Raw genomic sequence first — 19,618 nt, 5'->3', positions numbered from 1 at the left:
TTCGGCGGCGGCACCGGCGGCCTGCCCTGCGGACCGCCCCGCGGCGGCAACGGACGTGCCCCCGGAGGCGGGAGTGGACGGCCACCCTGCGGCGGCCGGGGTGGCCCCGGCGGACCCGAAGGCCCCGGTTGCCCCGGAGGTGGCGGAGTCGGCCGGCGCCGCGGATCAGGCGGGCCGGGCGGCTGCTGGTTCATCGAGTGGATCCCCCATGCGGTTCGGCAACGCCGTTCGCCCAGGTAGCGGATTCGGCGTTTCGGCGGTCAGCATAGATCGGCTGGCCTAGAGTGTGTGGCTGTGTTGACGAAATGGGGGACGGCGGTCGTGGCCGTCGCGGCGAGCTCGGCCTTGATGGCCCCGCCGTCGGATACCAATGTGCCGGAAGCGCCCGCAGCGGGCCCTTCGCTGACGAACGCGCCGCAGCTGCCGAAGCCGCCGCCACTCGGCGCGCGCGGCGAGCTCGGGCTGCTCCAACCACCGACAGGCGCGTTCACGACCGTCGCGGTGAAGGTGGAACGCGACGGTTCGGTGTCGATCACCGAGCAGGTGACCGTCCCGGGTGGACAGCACCTGGTGCGCCGGATCCCGTTGAAGGTTCCCGCCGGTGAAGAGCAGGATCGCGTCTACGGGGTCCGCGACGTCGCGGTCGAGGGCGCGGGCAAGACCGAGTCGAACGGCGAGCAGCTGGTCGCCACCTTCGACGGCGGCGCGTCCACCCTCAAGTACAAAGTGGACGGCGCGGTCGCGGACGTCAACGGCGCGCAGCAGGTGCGCTGGCAGGTCGCGAGCGGCTGGGACGGCGAACTGTCCCGGGTGTCCGCTTCGTTCAGCGCGCCGACGCGCGAAATGCCCACAGTGGACTGTTTCGCCGGGCCGCTCGGGTCGGACAAGCAGTGTTCGCTCGCGGAAACCGACCACAGCGGCGTCGTCCGCATCGAGCAGGACAAGCTCGCGGCCGGTGAGCGGGTCGACCTGGCCGTCCAGCTCCCGGCGGGCACCGTGCCCGCGAACGCGCGGTTCGAGCAGATCGCCTCGGTCGGCGGCGCGTTCGCCCTCACGACCCTCGCCGGCATCGGTTTCGGGGCGCTGGCGCTGTTCCTGATCCTCGGCGCGCTGGCCGTCGTGCTCCTGCGCCGTCGCGACAAGGGCGCGCTCACCGCCGGCGCCGGACCGGTCGACGTCCTCATGCGCGAGGGTGACAGGGTCTCCTTCGCCTCGCCCGACGGCGTCCTGCCCGGCCAGGTCGGCACGGTCGTCGACGGCACGGTCGACGTCGTGGACGTCAGCGGCACGGTGGTCGACCTCGCGGTCCGCAACTACCTGTGGATCTCCGAGGTCCGGGGCGCCGGGACCGTCGACTGGCAGATCGCCCGCCGCAACGCGCCGGACGAGCACCTCGTCGCCTTCGAACGCGAGATCTACACCGCGATCCTCCCCGAGGGCACCGATTCCGTGCTGCTGTCGGAACTCCGCGGCCGCGGTACCGTCGATCTCCGCGTCGCCGGCGAGGCGATGTACGCGGACGTGGTGGGCAAGGGCTGGTTCTCCCGTCGTCCGGACAAGGGCCGGAGCAAGCTCACCCTGGCAGGGATCGGCCTGGTCGTGCTCGGCCTCGTCGGCACCGCGGTCCTGACGTTCACCGCCGGGCACGCGCTGCTGGGCGTCGCGGTCGCGCTCGCCGGGGTCGCCACCCTGCTGGGCGCTTCGTGGGTGCCGCCGCGTACTTCGCGCGGCAGGCGGTTGGTCGGCCAGGTGCGCGGGTTGCTCGAATACCTGCACACCGTCAAGGTCGACGCGATTCCTTTGGCGGACCGGGAAATGGTGTTCTCGCGGTCGCTGCCGTACGCCATCGTGCTCGGCGACACCGAACACTGGCTCCGGACGTTCGAGGGGCTCGACCCGTCGGCGGACGGTTCGGCCGGGCTGTACTGGTTCGGCGGGCTCGAAGGCGACCGGGACCTGCGCCGGTTCGCCGCGCACCTGCCGTCGTTCCTGTCCGCTTTGGACGGTCTGCTCGCCGAATCCGGGCATCTGCGCTCGATCCGCCCGGAACCGGTCCCCGCCTGACGTGAAGATCTGCGTGCTGGTGGTCCTCCTGCTGGTGCTGGGCGCGGCACCGGCGGGAGCGCAAGGGGAACCGCAGCTGCCGTCGCTGCCGAACAGCGCGGAGATCTCGCTCAAGGTGGAACGCGACGGCGCGCTGTCGGTCGTCGAGGCGGTGTCCGTGCCGAGCGAGGGGACGATGACCCGCCGGATCCCGCTCCGCACGGCCGCCCCGCGCGACCGTGACCGGATCATCGGCATCCGTGACGTCGTCATCGAGGGCGCGGGCAGCTCCGAGCTGACCGACGACGAGTTCACCGTCAAGCTCAAGGGCGGCACCTCGATCATCCGGTACACAGTGGACGGTGCGGTCTCCGAAGCGGACGGCCTGACCCGGGTCGGCTGGCAGCTCGCGGGCGGCTGGGACAGCCGTCTCGAACTCGTGCGCGCGAGCTTCGCCGCGCCGTCCATCCCGAACGCGGTCAGCTGCTACGCCGGTCCCGAGGGGTCGCGCGCGCACTGCGGGACCGCCCAGATCGCGCACTCCGGGCTGACCCGGTTCAGCCAGCAGAACCTCGCGGCCGGGCAGCGGATGGAGATCTCGGTCGAGCTGCCCGGCGGGACCGTCCCGGCGAACGCGCGGCTGGAGCCGTCGAAGACCTTCGCCGGCGCCTTCGTGCTCACCGCCCCGGTCGGCTGGGCTTGGGGCGGCTTCGCGCTCGTGCTGGTCGCGGCCGCCGTCGCGCTGGCCCTGCTGCGAAGGCGGGACAAGCATCCTGGCGGCGCCCTCCCGGTCCGGCTGCTCACAGGGAAGGACGACAAGGCCGCGTTCTCCTCACCCGACGGCGTGCTGCCGGGACAGGTCGGGACAGTCCTCTCAGGGCGCGCCGACGCCGTCGATCTCGCCGCCACGGTCGTCGATCTCGCGGTCCGGAACTACCTCTGGGTGAGCGAGGAGCCCGGTGAGCTGACCGGCTGGCGGCTCGTCCGCCGCAACCCGCCGGACGATCAGCTGACCGCGTTCGAACGCGCCGTGTACGACGCCCTGCTGCCGGACGAGCGGGAGTCGGTCCTGCTGTCGGAGATCCAGTCCGCGCGGATCGGGATCGAAACGGTGCGGGACGCGCTGGAGGACAGCGTGGCCGAACGCCGCTGGCACTCCCGGCTGCCCGGCAAGCTGACCCGCGTCGGCCTGCGGATCTGCCTCTACGGACTGTTCCTGACCGCCCTGCTTGCGCTGACCGTCGGCTACGCCCAGCTCGGACTGATCGTCATCGCCGCCGGTGCCGTACTCGCCGTCGCCGCCCGGTGGCTGCCGGTGCGCACCGGCTCCGGCGTCACGCTCCACCGGCGGCTGCTCGGCGTCCGGGACACGCTGTCGGCGACCAAGGCGTCGGCCGTCCCGAAGCTCGAACGCGAGGTCCTCCTTTCGCGGGCCCTGCCCTACGCGCTCGCTCTCGGCGAACAAGAACAGTGGGTCGCCGGATTCGCCGGGCTCAAAGGTCCGCCCAAGATCTACTGGTACGGAAAGGAAACCGCCGAAGAGGTGGAGTTCGCGCGGGTGAGCGAGTTCACCGCCGCACTAGTGGGAACCTTCGCCTCGACCCGCCAGGGCCGTCGCCTGGAGGCCTGACTAGCCCGTAGGGTGGTGCGCATGGCCGATCCCGAGCTTGTCCGATTCACCCTCGACAACGGTCTGCGCGTGGTGCTCGCGCCCGACGCCACCGCTCCGGTGGTGGGTGTCAGCGTCCACTACGACGTGGGCTTCCGTTCCGAGCCCGAAGGGCGCACCGGTTTCGCGCACCTCTTCGAGCATTTGATGTTCCAGGGGAGCGAGAGCCTGGAGAAGCTCGCGCACTTCCGGTACGTCCAGTCGAGTGGTGGCAGCTTCAACGGGTCCACCCATCCGGACTACACGGACTACTTCGAGGTCCTCCCCGCCGCCGCTCTCGAGCGCGCCCTGTTCCTCGAAGCGGACAGGATGCGGGCGCCGAAGCTGACGCAGGAGAACCTGGCCAACCAGATCGACGTGGTCAAGGAGGAGATCCGCCTCAACGTGCTGAACCGGCCGTACGGCGGGTTCCCGTGGATCACCCTCCCGCCGGTGCTGTACTCCACGTTCCCCAACGCGCACAACGGATACGGCGGTTTCGAGGACCTCGAACAGGCCACCCTGGACGACTGCGCGGCCTTCTTCGACACCTACTACTCGCCCGCCAACGCGGTGCTGACCGTCGCCGGTGACTTCACCGTCGAGGAGGCCCGCGAGCTGATCGAGAAGCACTTCGGCGACGTGCCGCACCGGCCCGCGCCCGAGCGTCCCTCGTTCGCCGAGCCCGCCCCCGAAGGCGAGCTGCGCGGCGAGCAGATCGACCCGCACGCCCCGCTGCCCGCGGTCGGCGTCGGTTACCGCATGCCGGATCCGATCAACGACCTCGACGGCTACCTGGCGAACCTCGTGCTCGCCGGAGTGCTGACCGACGGCGACGGCTCCCGGCTGCAGCAGCGTCTGGTGCACCGCGAGCCGCTGGTCGTCGACATCGGCGCCGGTGCCGGGCTGTTCGGCCCGTTCGAGGCCCGCGACCCGGACACGTTCACCATCACCGCGATCCACCCGCACGAGGTGAGCACCGAGCAGGTCCTCGCCGCGCTGGACGAGGAACTGGAGAAGCTGGCGGCCACGCCGCCGGAGGACCAGGAACTGAAGAAGGTCACCGCGCGCTGGACCGCGAGCCTGCACTCCGAGCACGACAAGCTGGTGTCCCGCACGCTGGCCCTCGGCTCGTTCGAGCTGCTCTACGGCGACGCGTCGCTCGTGTACCGGCTCGCCGAGAAGATGTCGGGCGTGACCGCGGAAGCCGTTTCGGCGGCGGCGAAGGCGCTGCGGCCGGACTCGCGCGCCGTCCTCGTCGTCCGCCCGGGCAGTGGAGCTAGTGGATCTTCAGACCAGGAAGGCACCGAGCAGTGAGCGCACCGCACCGCACCGCCGAAGAGATCGGCCGCACCGCCGCCGGGCCGCGTCCGGTCCCGCCGCTGGGGACGCAGCGCGCCGCCGCCGATCTGTCCCATGTGGACACCACGCTGAGCAACGGGCTCCGGGTGCTCGCCGTCCGCAAGGCCACCGTGCCGCTGGTCGAGCTGCGGGTCTGGATCCCGTTCGCCGGTGACGACAAGCTGCACCCGGCGACCGCCGAGGTGCTGGCCGAGACCCTGCTGACCGGCACCGCCCGCCGCGACCGCATCGAGATCGACGCGGATCTGGCGGTGATCGGCGGTGACCTCGCCTCCGGTGTCGACCCGGAGCGCCTGGCCATCACCGGTACCTCGCTGGCCGACGGCCTGCCGACGATGCTCGACGTCCTCGCCGACGCGCTCACCGGCGCGTCGTACGCGGACGCCGAGGTCGAACGGGAGCGCGAGCGGCTCATCGAGCGGATCGCCGTCTCCCGCACGCAGCCGCGGACGATCGCCCGCGAGGCGCTGCAGAAGCACCGCTACGGCGACCACCCCGCCGTGCGCGAGGTGCCGCAGGCCGAAGACGTGGCGGTCGTGACGCCGGAGCAGGTGCGCGCGCTGCACCGGGCTTCGGTGCTGCCGCGCGGATCCGTGCTGGTGCTCGTCGGCGACATCGACCCGGAGACCGTCATCGGCGATCTGGAGAAGGCGCTCGGCGGCTGGGCTTCGGACCGGTCCGCCGTCCGCCTTCCCGTCCTGCCCGACCTCGCCGGCGGCAACGTCCTGCTGGTGCCGCGGGCCGGTGCCGTGCAGTCGCAGATCCGGCTGTCCGCGCAGACCGTGTCCCGGACGGACCCGCGGTACCCCGCGCTGCAGCTGGCGAACCTCGCGTACGGCGGGTACTTCTCGTCGCGGCTGGTCGAGAACATCCGTGAGGACAAGGGTTACACCTACAGCGCGCACTCCGGGTTCGAATTCACCGACCAGACCGCCGTGGTGAACGTCGATGCGGACACCGCGACCGACGCGACTGCGGCCGCGCTGATGGAGACGCGCTACGAGCTGGCCAGGCTCGGACTCGTGCCGCCGACCGCCGACGAGGTCGAGTCGGTGCGGCAGTACGCGATCGGTTCGCTGGTCACGGCGGCCTCGTCGCAGGGTGGTCTGGCCGCGCAGCTGGCCGCGCTCGCCGCGACCGGTCTCGGCGCGGAATGGCTCGCCGAACACCCGGCACGGCTCGCCGCGGTCACCGCCGAGGACGTGGCGAACGCCGCGCTGGAGTTCTTCGCGCCCAAGCGGTTCACCGGGGTCGTCGTCGGCGACGCCGACGTCCTCGCGCCGAAGCTGAAGGCGCTGGGCGACGTGACCGTCGGGGAGCCGGCTGAATGAGGAACGAAGGAGGCCCTTCGTGGTCTTGACTCGCGGCACCCGAGTGGGCCCAAGAGCGCGCTCTGGCCGTCAGGCCCCGGGATCGTGGCGGCAGGGCGCCTTTGGTCCAGTCGTGAGCATCCGTCGGATGCCACGCCCTGGCGACGCGATCGTGGTCGCGCGCACACTCGCGGAAGGAACAGCTTGACCGAGGCACCGTTCGGGTTGGGGGCGCTCCCGACGCTTTCGCGCTCCATGGCGGACCGTCAGGAATCCTTGCGTACCAACCCGGACAGGCTCGTCACGCGCTGGCCCGACGCCCGGGTCGTACTGCTCGACGAGCATGCGCGCACCCCGGTCATGGAAGGTTCGGGCGCGCTCGCGACCCGCAAGACGCAGGACTTCGGCACCGAGCCGCCCGCCGACGCGGTCTTCCTGGGGGAGTGGCAGGGCACCGACTTCTGGTCGCTGCCCGGCCGCCCCGCGGGGGAGACCGAGACCGTCGAAATGGCGGGCAGCTGGGGCGTCGTCGAAGAGGTCCCGCGGCACGAAGGTGAGATCTGGGTCGACCTGCGCGGCTACGGTGACCTGCTCGACGACGTGTCGGCGGGGCTGTTCACCACCGCGCAGGCACTGCGGAACTGGCGGCGGCAGGCGAGGTTCTGCGCGCGCTGCGGGAACGAGACCGAGCTGGTCCAGCTGGGCTGGGCGAGCAAGTGCACCGGCTGCGGCCGGGAAGAGTACCCGCGCACCGACCCCGCGGTGATCTGCCTCGTGCACGACGACGCCGGTGTCAACGGCGAGCATGTCCTGCTGGCGCGGCAGCCGATCTGGCCGCCGGACCGGTACTCGATCCTCGCCGGTTTCGTCGAGGCGGGGGAGTCGCTCGAAGGCTGTGTCGAGCGGGAGATCCGCGAAGAGGTCGGCGTCGAGGTGCGCGATGTGCGGTACCTGGGCAGCCAGCCTTGGCCGTTCCCGCGGTCGATCATGCTCGGCTTCACCGCGCGGGCCGACATCTCCGCTCCGCTGGTGCCCGCGGAAGACGAGATCGAAGAGGCGTTCTGGGTTTCGCGCGAGGAGGTGCGGGCCGCGTTCGCGAACAGTCAGCTGCGGAACGCGGGCGCCGTGCCGACGCCGATCGCCGGTGGTACGCGGCAGCTGGTGCTGCCGGGGAACTCGTCCATCGCGCGCGTGATGCTGGCGGCCTGGGCCGGCGTCTAGACCGAAGAGCTGAAGGGCGCTTTCCCCGCATGTGATGCGGGGAAAGCGCCCTTCGCCGCGTCAGACGTTGGCAAAGTCCCCTTCGGCCCCGGCTGTGCTGGGTCGCAGGCCCGGTCCGTGAAGGCCTCCTTGCCTACCCTGAAGGTAGTGAAGGCCTCCTTCACTACCTTCGCGATCGCCACAGGCGCATCAGCAGTCACAGCAGTCACAGCGGATGCGCGTGAAGGCCCGGCGAAGGTTGGCGAATGGCCCACCGGGCGGCGAAGTGTCCGCTATTCTCCTGCTGTCCGATTTCAGGACGATCGAATCAAGACACTGGGGAAACATGAAGAACACCTTGCGGCGGTTCGCTGTCGCCGGAGCCGTCGTGGCGGCCATCGCCTCGTTCAGCGTCGTGAACGCGGGAGCGGCACAGGCCTCGGACTACGAGTATTTCGGTTCGTACAACGAGGAGGACTGCGGGATCACCGGCCACCATGGTCAGATCGCCGGGGACTGGAACGGGTGGATGTGCTACCCCTCTCCCACGTTCCACTGGGTGTACGACCTGTACGTGCAGCCCAACTTCTGATCGAACGCTGAGCCGAAAGGGCCGCCCGGGAACTCCTGGGCGGCCCTTTCGTCGTCCGCCACCCTCCGCACCAGGACGCGTACCCGCTGTGCGGAACACCCCAAGCGTTACCTCCCCGTTTCCCAGCTCCGTTGACGGCTGTGGCTCGGCTCACTACAGTCCCCGGAAACCGTCTGTAAAGTTTCCTAACGAACTCGGGAGCGAGTCCACGTGCGAGCCGGCAGTCCGCGAATGCTGCGCGAGATCAACGATCGCGCGGCCATCGAGGTCCTCCTCCGGGAGGGCGCGCTGACGCGCTCCGAACTCGAGGTCGCGATCGGCCTGTCGAAGCCCGCGACCGCGCAGCTGCTCACCCGTCTCGAACAGGACGACGTCGTCATCAAGGCGGGCGTCCGCGGCGGGGGCCGTGGACCGAGGGCCCAGCTCTGGGAGGTCAACGGCGGCGTCGCTTACGTCGCGGCCGTGGACCTGACCCCGCAGAAAGCCGATTTCGTCGTCTCCGACGTCACCGGCGCGGTACTCGCCGAGTATCAGGTGCCGCTGCCGGTCCACGAGGGCGCGGACGTCGTCGGCACCTTCGGCCTGGCCCTGACCCGCGTCGCCGCCGAAGCCGGACTCGCCACCGAAGACCTCCGTCGCGTCGTGATCGGCGCGCAAGGCGCCTTCGATCCGCGCACCGGCCTGCTCTCCTCGGCGCCGCACATCCCCGGCTGGCTCGGGTTCGACGTGCCGGGCAGGCTCAGCCAGGAACTCGGCGTCGAGGTCACCATCGAGAACGACGTCAACCTCGTCGCGATCGTCGAGATGACGGTCGGCCAGGCCGTCGGGCTCGACGACTTCGTGATGATCTGGCTCAGCGACGGCGTCGGCGGCGCGGTGGTGGTCGGCCGCAGGCTGCTGCGCGGCGCGACCGGCGGTGGCGGCGAGATCGACTGGATGCGCGTTCCCGACCCGGTTTCCGTTGCCAGGCCGAACGAAAAGCCCCGCGCCGGTGACCGTTTCGGTGACCTCGTCGCGTCGCCCGCCGTCGTCCGGCTGGCCGCCGCCCACGGTATCGAGGCGGAGACCGGCGCGGACGCCGTCGCCAAGGCGCGCGAGCAGAAGAACCAGCCCTTCCTCGACGACCTCGCCCGCCGTGTCGCGGGCGGCGCGGCCAGCCTCATCGCGGTCGTCGACCCCGAACTCGTGCTCCTTTCCGGTGACACCAGCCGGGCGGGCGGCGACGAATTCGCCGCCCTGGTCGCGGAAAGGCTGCACGAACTCGTCCTGCCCCGTACCCCGGTCGGGGTCGCTTCGGTGCAGGGCAACGCGGTCCGCGAGGGCGCGCTCCAATCGGCGCTCGCCACGGTCCGCAGGGACGTCTTCGGCGTCAACACCCCTTCGCTCCTCGGGCCCGGTCGGTCCGGGGCGGGAGAGCCCCATCCGATCGTGGCGATCCCGGATTCACGAACAGAACCACCGTCTCCCGCCCCAACCAACTAGGAGGAGGGTCATGAGTTCCACGACCCAGGTTCGGAGAAGTGGCCGCCGTTGGCGCGGCTCGATAGTGCTCGGCGCGGTCACCGTCGCCGCACTGGTGTCCGCTTGTTCGGGCGCCGCAAGCGGCCCGAAAGGTGGGTCGGGTGACGCGGCGGCCGCCCCCGCCTCGGACGCGAAGCTCACGCTGACCGTCTACAGCAAGTTCACCGATCGCGAGTACAACGTGGTCACCGCCGGGCTGAACAAGCTCAAGGCGAAGTTCCCGAACATCGAGATCAAGCACGAAGGCCAGCAGGACGACGACAAGATCACCCAGTCCATCCGCGGCGGCAACCCGCCGGACGTGGCGATCTCGTTCTTCACCGACAACCTCGGCGCGTGGTGCTCCACGGGCAGCTTCCAGGATCTGAAGCCCTACATCGAGCGCGACAAGATCGACCTGAACCAGATCCCCGACGCGGTCCGCAGCTACACCGAGTACCAGGGCAAGCGCTGCGCCATGCCGCTGCTCGCCGACGTCTACGGCTTCTACTACAACAAGGACATGTTCGCGGCGAAGGGCATCACGTCGCCGCCGAAGACGACCTCGGAACTGTTCGAGGCCACCAAGAAGCTGACCGAGTTCAACCCGGACGGCTCGATCAAGGTCGCCGGCTTCCTGCCGTCGATGCCGTTCTACGCCAACTACGCGCAGTACTGGGCCCCGAACTTCGGCGCCACCTACCTCGGCCCGGACGGCCAGTCCCACCTGGCCGACAGCCCCGAGTGGAAGGCGATGTTCGACTTCCAGAAGCAGCTCGTCGACTTCTACGGCGGCCACGCCAAGGTCGAGCAGTTCAAGGCCGGTCTCGGCGAGGAGTACTCGGCCGACCACGGTTTCCAGCGCGGCAAGCTGGCGATGATGATCGACGGCGAGTACCGCACCGCGTTCATCAAGGACCAGGCGCCGGAGCTGAAGTTCGCGACCGCGGCCCCGCCGGTGCTCGACAGCAAGCCGGACCGCTACGGCGGCGCGTTCACCACGGGCACGATCATCGCGATCCCCAAGGGCGCCAAGAACCCCGGCGCGGCCTGGGAACTGATCAAGCAGGTCACCCTCGACACCTCGACACTGGTCGAACTGTCCAACGGGCTCAAGAACGTCCCGAGCACGAAGGCCGCGCTGACCGACCCGAAGCTCGAAGTGAACCCCGAGTTCAAGACGTTCCTCGACCTGTACAACGGCGGGAAGCTGCTGCCCAACCCATCGACCCCGATCGGCGACGCGCACCTCAAGGCCGTCAACGACTTCGCGGAGAAGTGGCAGGCGGGCAACATCCCCGACATGGCCGCGGGCCTGAAGCAGGTCGACGCTCAGATCAACGACGAGCTGGCCCAGAAACGCGCCGGCGGCTGATCGCATGACATCGACCCTGGACTCCAGGGCGGTCGCCTCCCCTTCCGCGTCCACCCGGACGCGGAAGGGGAACGCGGCGCGCCGCCGTCGCACCGTCTTCTACTTCATCGCACCGGCGATGCTCGGGTTCCTGATCTTCTTCGGCTACCCGCTGATCGCCACGGTGTACTACTCGTTCACCCGCTACGACCTGATCAACGCGCCGGAGTTCGTCGGCTTCGACAACTACATCCGGATGTTCACCAGCGAGCCTCTGGTCGGCACGGCCGCGTACAACACGCTGTGGCTGGTGATCGTCCTGACGTTCTGCCGCGTGGTGTTCGCCCTCGGCACGGCGTCGATCATCTCCCGGCTCAAGTCGGGCGTGGGCCTGGTGCGGACGCTCTGCTACCTGCCTTCGCTGGCCCCGCCCGCCGCGGCGACCCTGGCGTTCGTGTTCCTGTTCAACCCGGAATACGGTCCGGTCAACGCTTTCCTGCGGACAGTCGGCATCGACGGCGGCCTGTGGTTCAACGACCCGGCGATGTCGAAGCCCGCGCTGACCCTGCTGGTGATGTGGGGTTCGGGCGAGCTGATGATCATCATCCTGGCGGCGCTGCTCGACGTTCCGCAGGAACAGTACGAGGCCGCCGAACTCGACGGCGCCGGTCCGGTCCGCCGGTTCTGGCACGTCACGCTCCCGTCGATCTCGCCGGTGCTGCTGTTCGGCGTCGTCAACTCGATGATCTTCGCGTTGCAGTTCTTCACGCAGGCGATCGTCGCGGGATCGGCGGCGGCGGGCGCGGCCGACGTCGCGGGCAACACGAGATTCATCGGCGCACCACAGAATTCGACGCTGACCTATCCGGTCTGGTTGTACGTCCAGGGTTTCCGGTACTTCAACATGGGTTACGCGGCGGCGATGGCGGTCCTGCTGTTCATCGTTTCGGCCGGGTTCACCTGGATTCTGGTCCGGCAGCTGCGCAAGTCCCAGCACCAGGAGGAAGGCGGATGATCACGCTTTCGGAGACCCGCAGGCGGGAGCCGGTGACCGAACCGCCGAAGGTGCGGGTGCGGCGCCAGTGGGACAAGAAGCTGTACTGGATCGCGACGCACAGTCTGGGCATCGCGATGGGCGTGATCTTCATGCTGCCCATCCTGTTCGTGTTCCTCACCGCGGTGATGTCCAGCGACCAGGCGCTTTCGTCGAACTTCTGGCCGAAGGAATGGCACTTCGAGAACTTCATCGAGGTGTTCGAAAAGGCACCGCTGCTGCAGTACTTCGGCAACAGCATGCTGTATTCGTCGCTGGCCACCATCGGGGCGCTCGTCTCGGCGATTCCGGCGGCGTACGCGCTTTCGAAGCTGAAGTTCCGCGGGCAGAACCTGTTCTTCATGCTGACCGTGGCCGCGATGATGCTGCCCCCGCAGGTCACCGTCGTGCCGTTGTACGACCTGTGGGTGCGGCTCGGCTTCACCGGGACCCTGGTTCCGCTGATCGTGCCGTACTTCTTCTTCGACGCGTTCTCGATCTTCCTGCTGCGGCAGTTCTTCCTCACCATTCCGAAGGACTACCTCGAAGCGGCGAAGATCGACGGCTGCAACGAGTTCCAGGCCATGGTCAAGGTGCTGATCCCGATGGCGAAGCCGGGGATCGCGGCCACCGCGATGTTCTGCTTCCTGTTCACCTGGAACGACTACTTCGGTCCACTGCTCTACACCGGCGAGACCCGCGACAGCTGGCCGCTTTCGCTGGCGATCGCGTCGTTCCGCGGGATGCACCACGTGGAATGGAACCTCACCATGGCGGCCACCGCGCTGATCATGCTGCCGGTGATCGTGCTGTTCGTGTTCGCGCAGAAGTCCTTCGTCAAGGGCGTCACATTCACAGGGGTCAAGGGATGAAACTGGCAGTCGTCGGTGGCGGTTCCACGTACACGCCCGAGCTGATCGACGGGATCGCCGGGCGGCGGTCCACTTTGGACGTAGACGAGATCGTGCTGATCGATCCGGACGCCTACCGGGTGGAGGCGGTCGGCGACTTCAGCAACCGGTTGCTGAGCCACGCCGGGCATCCGGCGCGGGTCCGCACCACCGCCAGTCTCGAAGAGGGCGTCGACGGCGCCGCGGCGGTGCTGATCCAGTTGCGGGTCGGCGGACAGCGCGCGCGGCGCGGGGACGAGACGTTCCCGCACGCGTGCGGCTGTGTCGGACAGGAGACCACCGGCGCGGGAGGCCTCGCGAAGGCGCTGCGCACCGTGCCGGTGGTGCTCGATATCGCCGACAGGGTAAGGAAGATCGCCGGGGACGACACCTGGATCGTCAACTTCACCAACCCGGTCGGCATCGTCACCCGCGCGCTGCTGAACGAGGGCCACCGCGCCGTCGGGCTGTGCAACGTCGCGATCCACCTCCAGCGCACGTTCGCGGGCCTGCTCGGCGCCGGGATCGACGACGTCAAGCTGGTGCACACCGGACTGAACCACCTGAGCTGGGAACGGAAGGTGCTCGTCAACGGCGAGGACCGGCTGCCGGAACTCCTCGCCGAGCACGCCGAATTCCTCGGCGAGCACGTCACCGCTCCGGTCGAGTGGATGCGGCGGATGAACGTCGTACCGTCGTATTACCTGAAGTACTACTACGGGCACGACGAGCAGGTCACGAAGCAGCGCACCGAGCGGCCGCGCGCGGACGTCGTCAGCGACGTCGAGGAAGAACTGCTCAAGGTGTACCTCGACCCGGAGGTGGTGACCAAACCGGAGCAGCTGGAAAAGCGGGGCGGTGCCTACTATTCCGAGGCCGCGGTGCAGCTCGTGCACGCGCTCACCTCGGGTGGCCCGGCGGAGGAGCATGTCGTCAACGTCCGCAACGAAGGCACCTTCGACTTCCTGCCGGACGACGCCGTCATCGAGGTTCCGTCCCTTGTGGACGGTAATGGGCCCCGCCCGATCCCGCAGGCGCCGGTGGAGCAGCGGTTCGCCGGGCTCATCGCCGGCGTGACCGCGTACGAGCACCTCGCGCTGGAGGCGGCGATCAAGGGCGGCCGGGACCGGGTGGCCGACGCGCTGCTCGCGCATCCGCTGGTCGGGCAGTACACCAAGGCCGACCAGCTCGCCGACACGCTCGTGCAGGTCAACCGTGAGTTCCTGCCGTGGGCGGGGGCATGACGGGCGGCTCAGGAGACGTCGTCGTCGCGATCGACGGCGGCAACAGCAAGACCGACGTCCTGATCGTCTCCCGGGACGGGCGGGTGCTCGGACAGTCGCGGGGGCCGGGCGCGTCCCCGCAGAACATCGGGGTCGAGGCCAGTGTCCGGCTGCTGGAGAAGCTGGTCCTGGAGGCCCTTCGCGGGGCAGGGCTTCCCGGCGAACGGCCGTTCGCGGCGCATACGTCGGCCTACCTCGCGGGGCTGGATTTCCCCGAAGAGGAGGAGATCCTGCACGCGGCGCTGGCCGCGCGCGGCTGGAGCGACACGCTGATCGTCGGCAACGACACGCTCGCGCTGCTGCGCGCGGGCAGTTCCGACGGGACCGGTGTCGCGGTGGTGTGCGGCGCCGGGATCAACGGTGCCGGCGTCAGCGCGGACGGCCGTGAGCAGCGATTTCCGGCGCTGGGCAAGATCTCCGGCGATTGGGGCGGCGGCTACCGGCTGGGCGAGGAGGCGCTGTGGTGGGCCGTCCGCGCCGAGGACGGCCGGGGTCCCGGCACCGCCTTGCAGGCGGCCGTCACCGCGCATTTCAAGGCGTCTTCGGTGCTGGAAGTGGTGCGGCGCCTGCACTTCGAGGAGCTGCACTCCGACTCGATCCACGGCCTGTGCCCGCTGCTGTTCGCCGTCGCGGCGGGCGGCGACGAGGTGGCGCAGGACGTCGTCGACCGGTTCGTCGAGGAGGTCGCGCTCCTGGTTTCGGTCATCCTGCGGCGGCTCGGACTGACCGAGGAAGCGCCCGAAGTCATCCTCGGCGGGGGAGTGCTGACCGGGGTCGGCGCGCCGGTGATCGCGGAGATCGAGCGACGGTGCCTGAAGGTCGCTCCGCGCGCTTCGGTCCAGGTCGTCGACGTCGCCCCGGTGGTCGGCGCGGCGCTGTTCGCGCTGGACACCATCGGCGCCGCCGACACCTCCAAGGTCTCCCTGAAGGTCGCCACCAAGCGGGTCTAGAGAGGGCTGAAGGGGCCCTTCACCGCATGTGGCGCGGTGAAGGGCCCCTTCGTGGCGTCTTATGCGGGGAAAGTCCCCTTCAGCGCCCTGCTCAGGAAGCGGCGGGGACGAGCGGCTCGTCCGTCTCCAGCAGCGACTTGAGGTCCGACAGGATCCACGCCCAGCCGCCACCGGCGTTCTCGCCCGGTCCGGCGGTGATGTCCTCCTGCGAGCCGTTGACCAGGGCGGCCGTCGTCGGCGCGTCGGTGACGTCGTGGGTGACGGTGAGGCGGGTGCCCGCGGTCTTCGTCTCTTCGATCTCGTACGTGAGCTTGGTGTACGGCTCCTTGTCGAAAGCCGAGTCCATCCGCAGCTTCCACGTGATGACCAGCTTGCGTGGCGGATCGACTTCGAGCACCTCGCCGTCGACCAGGTCGTTCGTGAACCCGGCGTCGACGTAGTCCTTCGTCGGGTGGGTGGCGTGCTTGCCGCCCGGCCGCAGGTCGTAGTCGACCAGGCCGGTGTAGCCGTACTTCTGCGACCACTCGGGCTTCGTGATGGCGTCCCAGATCTTCTCCGGGGTGGCCTTGATGTAGACGCGGTAAACCTGGGTGTCGGTCATGAGGGTTCCTCGGTTTCCAGCTCGGCTTTGAGATCGAGCAACGCGGTCACGGTGCGCTCGGTGAACTTGTCGATCCACCGGTCGTGGATCTGCCGGATCGGAACCGGGTTGAGGAAGTGCTTCTTCTCCCGGCCCTCCTTGCGCGTGACGACAAGTCCGGCTTCTTCCAGCAGCTTCAAGTGCTTCATCACGCCGAACCGGCTCATGTCCACTTCGGACTCGAGTTCGGTCAGCGTGCGGCCGTCACGCGCGAACAGCTGGTCGAGCAGGAACCGGCGGGTCGGATCCGCCAGGGCCTTGAAAACCAGGTCGTCGTCGGGCACGAAGGAAGAATAGGTGACCAAAAGGTCACATGTCAACCGGACGGTGCGTCAGAGGAGGGCGCCCAGCGGCAGGATCAGCGCGATCGCGACCACGGAGATGACCGTCTCCATGATCGACCAGCTCTTCAGCGTCTGCCCGACCGAAAGCCCGAAGTACTCCTTGACCAGCCAGAACCCGGCGTCGTTGACATGGGAGAAGAACAGCGAACCGGCGCCGATCGCGAGCACCAGCAGTGCGCTGTGCGACGGGTCCATGGTCGCCGCGAGCGGCGCCACGATGCCGGCGGCGGACACGGTCGCGACCGTCGCGGAGCCGGTGGCGAGCCGGATCGCGACCGCGACCAGCCAGCCGAGCAGCAGCGGCGACAGGTTCGCGCCAGTGGCCAGGCTGGTGATGACGTTGCCGACCCCGGCGTCGACGAGGGTCTGCTTGAACCCGCCGCCCGCGCCGACGATGAGCAGGATGCCGGCGATCGGCGGGAGCGAGTCGGCCACCGTGGAGGACAGCTTGTCGCGCGTGAAGCCCGCGGACTTGCCCAGGGTGAGCATGCCGAGCAGCACCGCGGCGAGCAGGGCCACCAGCGGGTCGCCGATGAAGTCGAGCACTCGGCGGAGGTGATTTTCCTTGTCCAGCAGGATGTCCGCGAGCGCCTTGCCCATCATCAGCACGACCGGCAGCAAGACCGTGGACAGCGTCGCGAGGAAGCCCGGCCGACGTCCTTCTTCGGATGAAGACTCGGGGACGAGCCGTTCCGGCGCGACGGCGTCCGGGACCATTTTCGCGGCCAGCCTGCCGAACAGCGGTCCGGCGATGATCACCGTCGGGATCGCGACGAGCAGGCCGAAGGCGAGGGTGAGGCCGACGTTCGCGTTCAGCGCGCCCGCGGCGGCGAGCGGGCCGGGGTGCGGTGGGACGAGGCCGTGCAGCACCGAAAGCCCGGCGAGCGCGGGGATGCCCAGCATCAGCAGCGGTTTACCGGTGCGCTTGGCGACCAGCAGGATCACCGGGATCAGCATGACCAGGCCGATCTCGAAGAACATCGGCAGCCCGATCAGCACGGCGACCAGCGCCATCGCCCACGGCAGGGCGCGGTCGCCCGCGCGGCGCAGGATGGTGTCGACGATCTGGTCGGCGCCGCCGGAGTCGGCGAGCAGTTTGCCGAGCATCGCGCCGAGCGCGATCAGCACGCCGACCGAGGCGACGGTGGAACCGACGCCGGAACTGAAGCTCTTGATCAGCTTGTCCACCGGCATGCCCCCGACGAGCCCGAGCACGCCGGAACCGAGGATGAGAGCCAGGAACGGATGCTGTTTCGCCTTGGTGATCAGAACGACGATCACGGCGATGGCGAGCACCGTCGCGCCGATGAGGCGGGTGTCGTGTCCGGTCCAGGCGGCGGCGAGCGTGGTGGTCATGAGAAGTCCTCGAAAGCGGAGAGGGCGGTTTCGACGATGCCTTCCGGCTTGTCCGCGATGTCGGCGATCAGGCCGTGCTCGTCCGGTCGCAACGGTTCGAGGTCGGCGAGCTGGGAGTCCAAAAGGGACACCGGCATGAAGTGACCGGAGCGGTGCTTCATCCGTTCCGCGAGCAGGTCGCGGTCGCCGTGGAGGTGCAGGAACCAGACTTTTCCGCCGCCGCGCAGGATGTCGCGGTAGCGATGCTTGAGCGCGGAAGAGGTGACGACGCCGCCGGAGGACTGGTGGTCGGAGATCCAGGCGGCGATGGCTTCGAGCCAGGGTTGCCGGTCTTCGTCGTTCAGCGGGTGGCCGGAGCTCATCTTGTCGATGTTCGCCTGCGGATGGAACGTGTCCGCTTCGGCGTAGTCGACGCCGAGGCGTTCGGCGAGTGCCGTGCCCACGGTCGTCTTGCCCGAGCCGGAAACGCCCATCACCACGATGACGGTCATCCGTACCTCCCACGTCGTTCGGGACGAGTACAGCTCAAAAGTACTACTTAAGCAAGATGAAGTACTACTTAATCGAGTCAGAACGTTAGGGTTCCCAGGTGGGCAATGACAGGCATGCCGAAATGCTCGACGCGGTCGGCTCCGCGATCGCGAACGGTCAGCTGCCACCGGGTTCCGTACTGCGTTCCGAGGAACTCCAGGAGCGGTTCGGCGCGTCCCGCACGGTGGCGCGCGAGGTGGTGCGCGTCCTCGAAGCGATGTGCCTGACCACCAGCAAGCGCCGGGTCGGGGTGATCGTGCGCGAGCCGTGTGAGTGGAACCATTACGACCCGAGACTGCTCCGCTGGCAACTCGACGGATCCGAGCGGAAGACCGCCCTGCGCACGTTGACCGAGCTGCGTTCCGGCGTCGAACCGTGCGCGGCCCGGTTCGCCGCGCTGCGGGCGACGCCGGAAGAGGGCGGCCGCCTCCGCGCGCTGGCGAAGCGGCTGGAGGAGACGGCGCACCGGCGTGACCTCACCACCTTCCTGGGGCACGACGTCGCTTTCCACGATCTGCTGCTGGCCGCGTCGCGGAATCCGATGTTCGCGCAGCTTTCCGCGGTCGTCGCCGAAGTGCTCGCCGGGCGCACCGGGCACGGGCTGATGCCGGACGAACCCCAGCCCGAGGCCGTCGCGCTGCACGTCGAGGTCGCGGCCGCCGTCGACGCCGGTGACCCTGACAGGGCCGAACGCGCGATGCGGGACATCGTCATCCAGGCGCGTGACGAGATGGCCGTCCTTCTGAACGGATGATCTTCGAGTAACCTCGGCAGGTCTTCGAGGGATACTGCATGCAGGGGGCGACGGTGAGCGCGGCGCGCGCGATCGGCTTGGTGTTGGGGGTGGCCGCCGACGGGGCGATCGGGGATCCCCGGTCACGGCGGCCGGTGACGGCGTTCGCCAGGGCGGCTTCAACGGTGGACGCGAAGGTCCGGTCGAAGCATCCGGTGGCCGGAGTGCTGTGGACCGGCGGTCTCGCGGGCTCCGCGGTGCTGGCGGGCGTGCTCGCCGAACGCGCCGGACGGCGCAGCCCCGTCCTGCAGGCGACCACGACCGCGGTGACCACCTGGGCCGTCCTCGGCGCCGCCGGACTGGCCGCGAACGGCACCTCGCTGGCGCGGGACCTCGAAGAAGGGGAACTCGAAACCGCGCGCGACACACTGTCCACACTGGACCCCCGGGTCGCCGACGACCTCGGCGTCATCGGCCTTTCGCGCGCTTCGGTGGAGACGCTCGCCGAGAACACCGCGGACGTCGTCGTCGCTCCGCTGGTGTGGGGAGCGCTGGCCGGTGTGCCGGGCCTGCTCGGCTCGCGCGTGATCAGCCTGCTGCGCGGACTCGGCAGGGGACGTCCCGAGCGCTACCGGTGGCTCGTCGCCCGGCTGGACGAAATCGTCCATCTCGTACCCACGCGGATCGCGGCCGGGCTGACCGTGCTCGCGGCACCGGTCGTCGGCGGTTCGGCGGGCGGCGCGTGGCGCGCGTGGCGGCGGGACACGGCCGCCCACCCGAGCCCGAACGCGGGCCGCGTCGAGGCCGCGTTCGCCGGGGCGCTGGAGATCCGGGTCGGCGGGCGGACGG

At 69.4% G+C, this 19,618-nt stretch carries 18 protein-coding genes; 14 read left to right on the top strand and 4 right to left on the bottom strand.

What is annotated here, in order from left to right:
* The first annotated feature begins 294 nt into the window (after nt 1-294).
* From B0293_RS40270 to B0293_RS40215, 12 genes are all read left to right on the top strand, one after another.
* Nucleotides 295-2,064 carry a DUF2207 domain-containing protein gene (locus B0293_RS40270; RefSeq protein WP_005168488.1) on the top strand — a complete coding sequence of 590 codons (1,770 nt, stop codon included), beginning with the start codon at nt 295-297 and terminating at the stop codon, nt 2,062-2,064.
* A 13-nt stretch (nt 2,065-2,077) separates the two neighbouring features.
* Nucleotides 2,078-3,673 (top strand): DUF2207 family protein, encoded by a 1,596-nt coding sequence (locus tag B0293_RS40265; RefSeq protein ID WP_245192202.1) that lies wholly within the window; start codon nt 2,078-2,080, stop codon nt 3,671-3,673.
* A 21-nt stretch (nt 3,674-3,694) separates the two neighbouring features.
* Complete coding sequence (locus B0293_RS40260) at nt 3,695-5,008, top strand: M16 family metallopeptidase (RefSeq protein ID WP_005168484.1); 1,314 nt, start codon at nt 3,695-3,697, stop codon at nt 5,006-5,008.
* Nucleotides 5,005-6,384 (top strand): M16 family metallopeptidase, encoded by a 1,380-nt coding sequence (locus B0293_RS40255; protein WP_005168482.1) that lies wholly within the window; start codon nt 5,005-5,007, stop codon nt 6,382-6,384. Before B0293_RS40260 ends, B0293_RS40255 begins: the two co-directional genes overlap by 4 nt.
* 234 nt (nt 6,385-6,618) lie before the next feature.
* Nucleotides 6,619-7,584 carry an NAD(+) diphosphatase gene (gene nudC, locus B0293_RS40250; RefSeq protein WP_052014647.1) on the top strand — a complete coding sequence of 322 codons (966 nt, stop codon included), beginning with the start codon at nt 6,619-6,621 and terminating at the stop codon, nt 7,582-7,584.
* Nucleotides 7,585-7,909: 325 nt separating this feature from the next.
* A complete protein-coding gene (locus tag B0293_RS40245; RefSeq protein WP_005168477.1) occupies nt 7,910-8,155 on the top strand; it encodes a hypothetical protein in 246 nt (81 codons plus the stop codon).
* Between the two features lie 231 nt (nt 8,156-8,386).
* Nucleotides 8,387-9,637 (top strand): ROK family transcriptional regulator, encoded by a 1,251-nt coding sequence (locus tag B0293_RS40240; protein WP_005168476.1) that lies wholly within the window; start codon nt 8,387-8,389, stop codon nt 9,635-9,637.
* Nucleotides 9,638-9,647: 10 nt separating this feature from the next.
* A complete protein-coding gene (locus tag B0293_RS40235) occupies nt 9,648-11,030 on the top strand; it encodes an extracellular solute-binding protein (RefSeq protein WP_039920116.1) in 1,383 nt (460 codons plus the stop codon).
* A gap of 4 nt (nt 11,031-11,034) precedes the next feature.
* A complete protein-coding gene (locus B0293_RS40230; protein WP_005168474.1) occupies nt 11,035-12,024 on the top strand; it encodes a carbohydrate ABC transporter permease in 990 nt (329 codons plus the stop codon).
* Nucleotides 12,021-12,914, top strand: a complete 894-nt coding sequence (locus B0293_RS40225) for a carbohydrate ABC transporter permease (RefSeq protein ID WP_005168473.1) — start codon at nt 12,021-12,023, stop codon at nt 12,912-12,914. The genes B0293_RS40230 and B0293_RS40225 overlap by 4 nt, the downstream gene beginning before the upstream one ends.
* Nucleotides 12,911-14,176: a 6-phospho-beta-glucosidase gene (locus B0293_RS40220; RefSeq protein WP_005168472.1), complete on the top strand. Its 1,266-nt coding sequence runs from the start codon at nt 12,911-12,913 to the stop codon at nt 14,174-14,176. Before B0293_RS40225 ends, B0293_RS40220 begins: the two co-directional genes overlap by 4 nt.
* Nucleotides 14,161-15,165 carry an N-acetylglucosamine kinase gene (locus B0293_RS40215; RefSeq protein WP_005168470.1) on the top strand — a complete coding sequence of 335 codons (1,005 nt, stop codon included), beginning with the start codon at nt 14,161-14,163 and terminating at the stop codon, nt 15,163-15,165. The genes B0293_RS40220 and B0293_RS40215 overlap by 16 nt, the downstream gene beginning before the upstream one ends.
* A 91-nt stretch (nt 15,166-15,256) precedes the next feature.
* Here the strand turns inward: B0293_RS40215 and B0293_RS40210 are convergent, their stop codons facing one another.
* Genes B0293_RS40210 through B0293_RS40195 form a run of 4 tightly spaced genes read right to left on the bottom strand, consistent with a single transcriptional unit; the run spans nt 15,257 to nt 17,996 of the window.
* Entirely contained in the window at nt 15,257-15,766 is a 510-nt protein-coding gene (locus tag B0293_RS40210) for an SRPBCC domain-containing protein (protein WP_039920114.1), read from the bottom strand.
* Nucleotides 15,763-16,089, bottom strand: a complete 327-nt coding sequence (locus tag B0293_RS40205) for an ArsR/SmtB family transcription factor (RefSeq protein ID WP_039920120.1) — start codon at nt 16,087-16,089, stop codon at nt 15,763-15,765. The genes B0293_RS40210 and B0293_RS40205 overlap by 4 nt, the downstream gene beginning before the upstream one ends.
* A gap of 48 nt (nt 16,090-16,137) precedes the next feature.
* Complete coding sequence (locus B0293_RS40200) at nt 16,138-17,505, bottom strand: GntT/GntP/DsdX family permease (RefSeq protein WP_005168466.1); 1,368 nt, start codon at nt 17,503-17,505, stop codon at nt 16,138-16,140.
* Nucleotides 17,502-17,996: a gluconokinase gene (locus B0293_RS40195; protein ID WP_005168464.1), complete on the bottom strand. Its 495-nt coding sequence runs from the start codon at nt 17,994-17,996 to the stop codon at nt 17,502-17,504. Before B0293_RS40195 ends, B0293_RS40200 begins: the two co-directional genes overlap by 4 nt.
* 122 nt (nt 17,997-18,118) lie before the next feature.
* Between B0293_RS40195 and B0293_RS40190 the strand changes: the two genes are divergently transcribed.
* Together B0293_RS40190 and B0293_RS40185 are read left to right on the top strand one after the other, a co-directional pair.
* Nucleotides 18,119-18,790, top strand: a complete 672-nt coding sequence (locus tag B0293_RS40190; protein WP_039920112.1) for a FadR/GntR family transcriptional regulator — start codon at nt 18,119-18,121, stop codon at nt 18,788-18,790.
* Nucleotides 18,791-18,828: 38 nt separating this feature from the next.
* Nucleotides 18,829-19,618, top strand: a 790-nt coding sequence (locus B0293_RS40185) for a CobD/CbiB family cobalamin biosynthesis protein (protein WP_245820143.1), incomplete at its 3' end; no start/stop codon positions are given.

This window comes from Amycolatopsis azurea DSM 43854, from assembly GCF_001995215.1.
GTDB lineage: Bacteria > Actinomycetota > Actinomycetes > Mycobacteriales > Pseudonocardiaceae > Amycolatopsis > Amycolatopsis azurea.
This window is presented reverse-complemented; position numbering and strand designations above follow the sequence as displayed.

Coding starts and splice junctions, on each gene's coding strand:
- B0293_RS40230 (WP_005168474.1), top strand. CDS start 11,035: ATGACATCGACCCTGGACTCCAGGGCGGTCGCCTCCCCTTCCGCGTCC.
- B0293_RS40235 (WP_039920116.1), top strand. CDS start 9,648: ATGAGTTCCACGACCCAGGTTCGGAGAAGTGGCCGCCGTTGGCGCGGC.
- B0293_RS40195 (WP_005168464.1), bottom strand. CDS start 17,996: ATGACCGTCATCGTGGTGATGGGCGTTTCCGGCTCGGGCAAGACGACC.
- nudC (WP_052014647.1), top strand. CDS start 6,619: ATGGCGGACCGTCAGGAATCCTTGCGTACCAACCCGGACAGGCTCGTC.
- B0293_RS40240 (WP_005168476.1), top strand. CDS start 8,387: ATGCTGCGCGAGATCAACGATCGCGCGGCCATCGAGGTCCTCCTCCGG.
- B0293_RS40190 (WP_039920112.1), top strand. CDS start 18,119: ATGCTCGACGCGGTCGGCTCCGCGATCGCGAACGGTCAGCTGCCACCG.
- B0293_RS40220 (WP_005168472.1), top strand. CDS start 12,911: ATGAAACTGGCAGTCGTCGGTGGCGGTTCCACGTACACGCCCGAGCTG.
- B0293_RS40260 (WP_005168484.1), top strand. CDS start 3,695: ATGGCCGATCCCGAGCTTGTCCGATTCACCCTCGACAACGGTCTGCGC.
- B0293_RS40225 (WP_005168473.1), top strand. CDS start 12,021: ATGATCACGCTTTCGGAGACCCGCAGGCGGGAGCCGGTGACCGAACCG.
- B0293_RS40210 (WP_039920114.1), bottom strand. CDS start 15,766: ATGACCGACACCCAGGTTTACCGCGTCTACATCAAGGCCACCCCGGAG.
- B0293_RS40245 (WP_005168477.1), top strand. CDS start 7,910: ATGAAGAACACCTTGCGGCGGTTCGCTGTCGCCGGAGCCGTCGTGGCG.
- B0293_RS40200 (WP_005168466.1), bottom strand. CDS start 17,505: ATGACCACCACGCTCGCCGCCGCCTGGACCGGACACGACACCCGCCTC.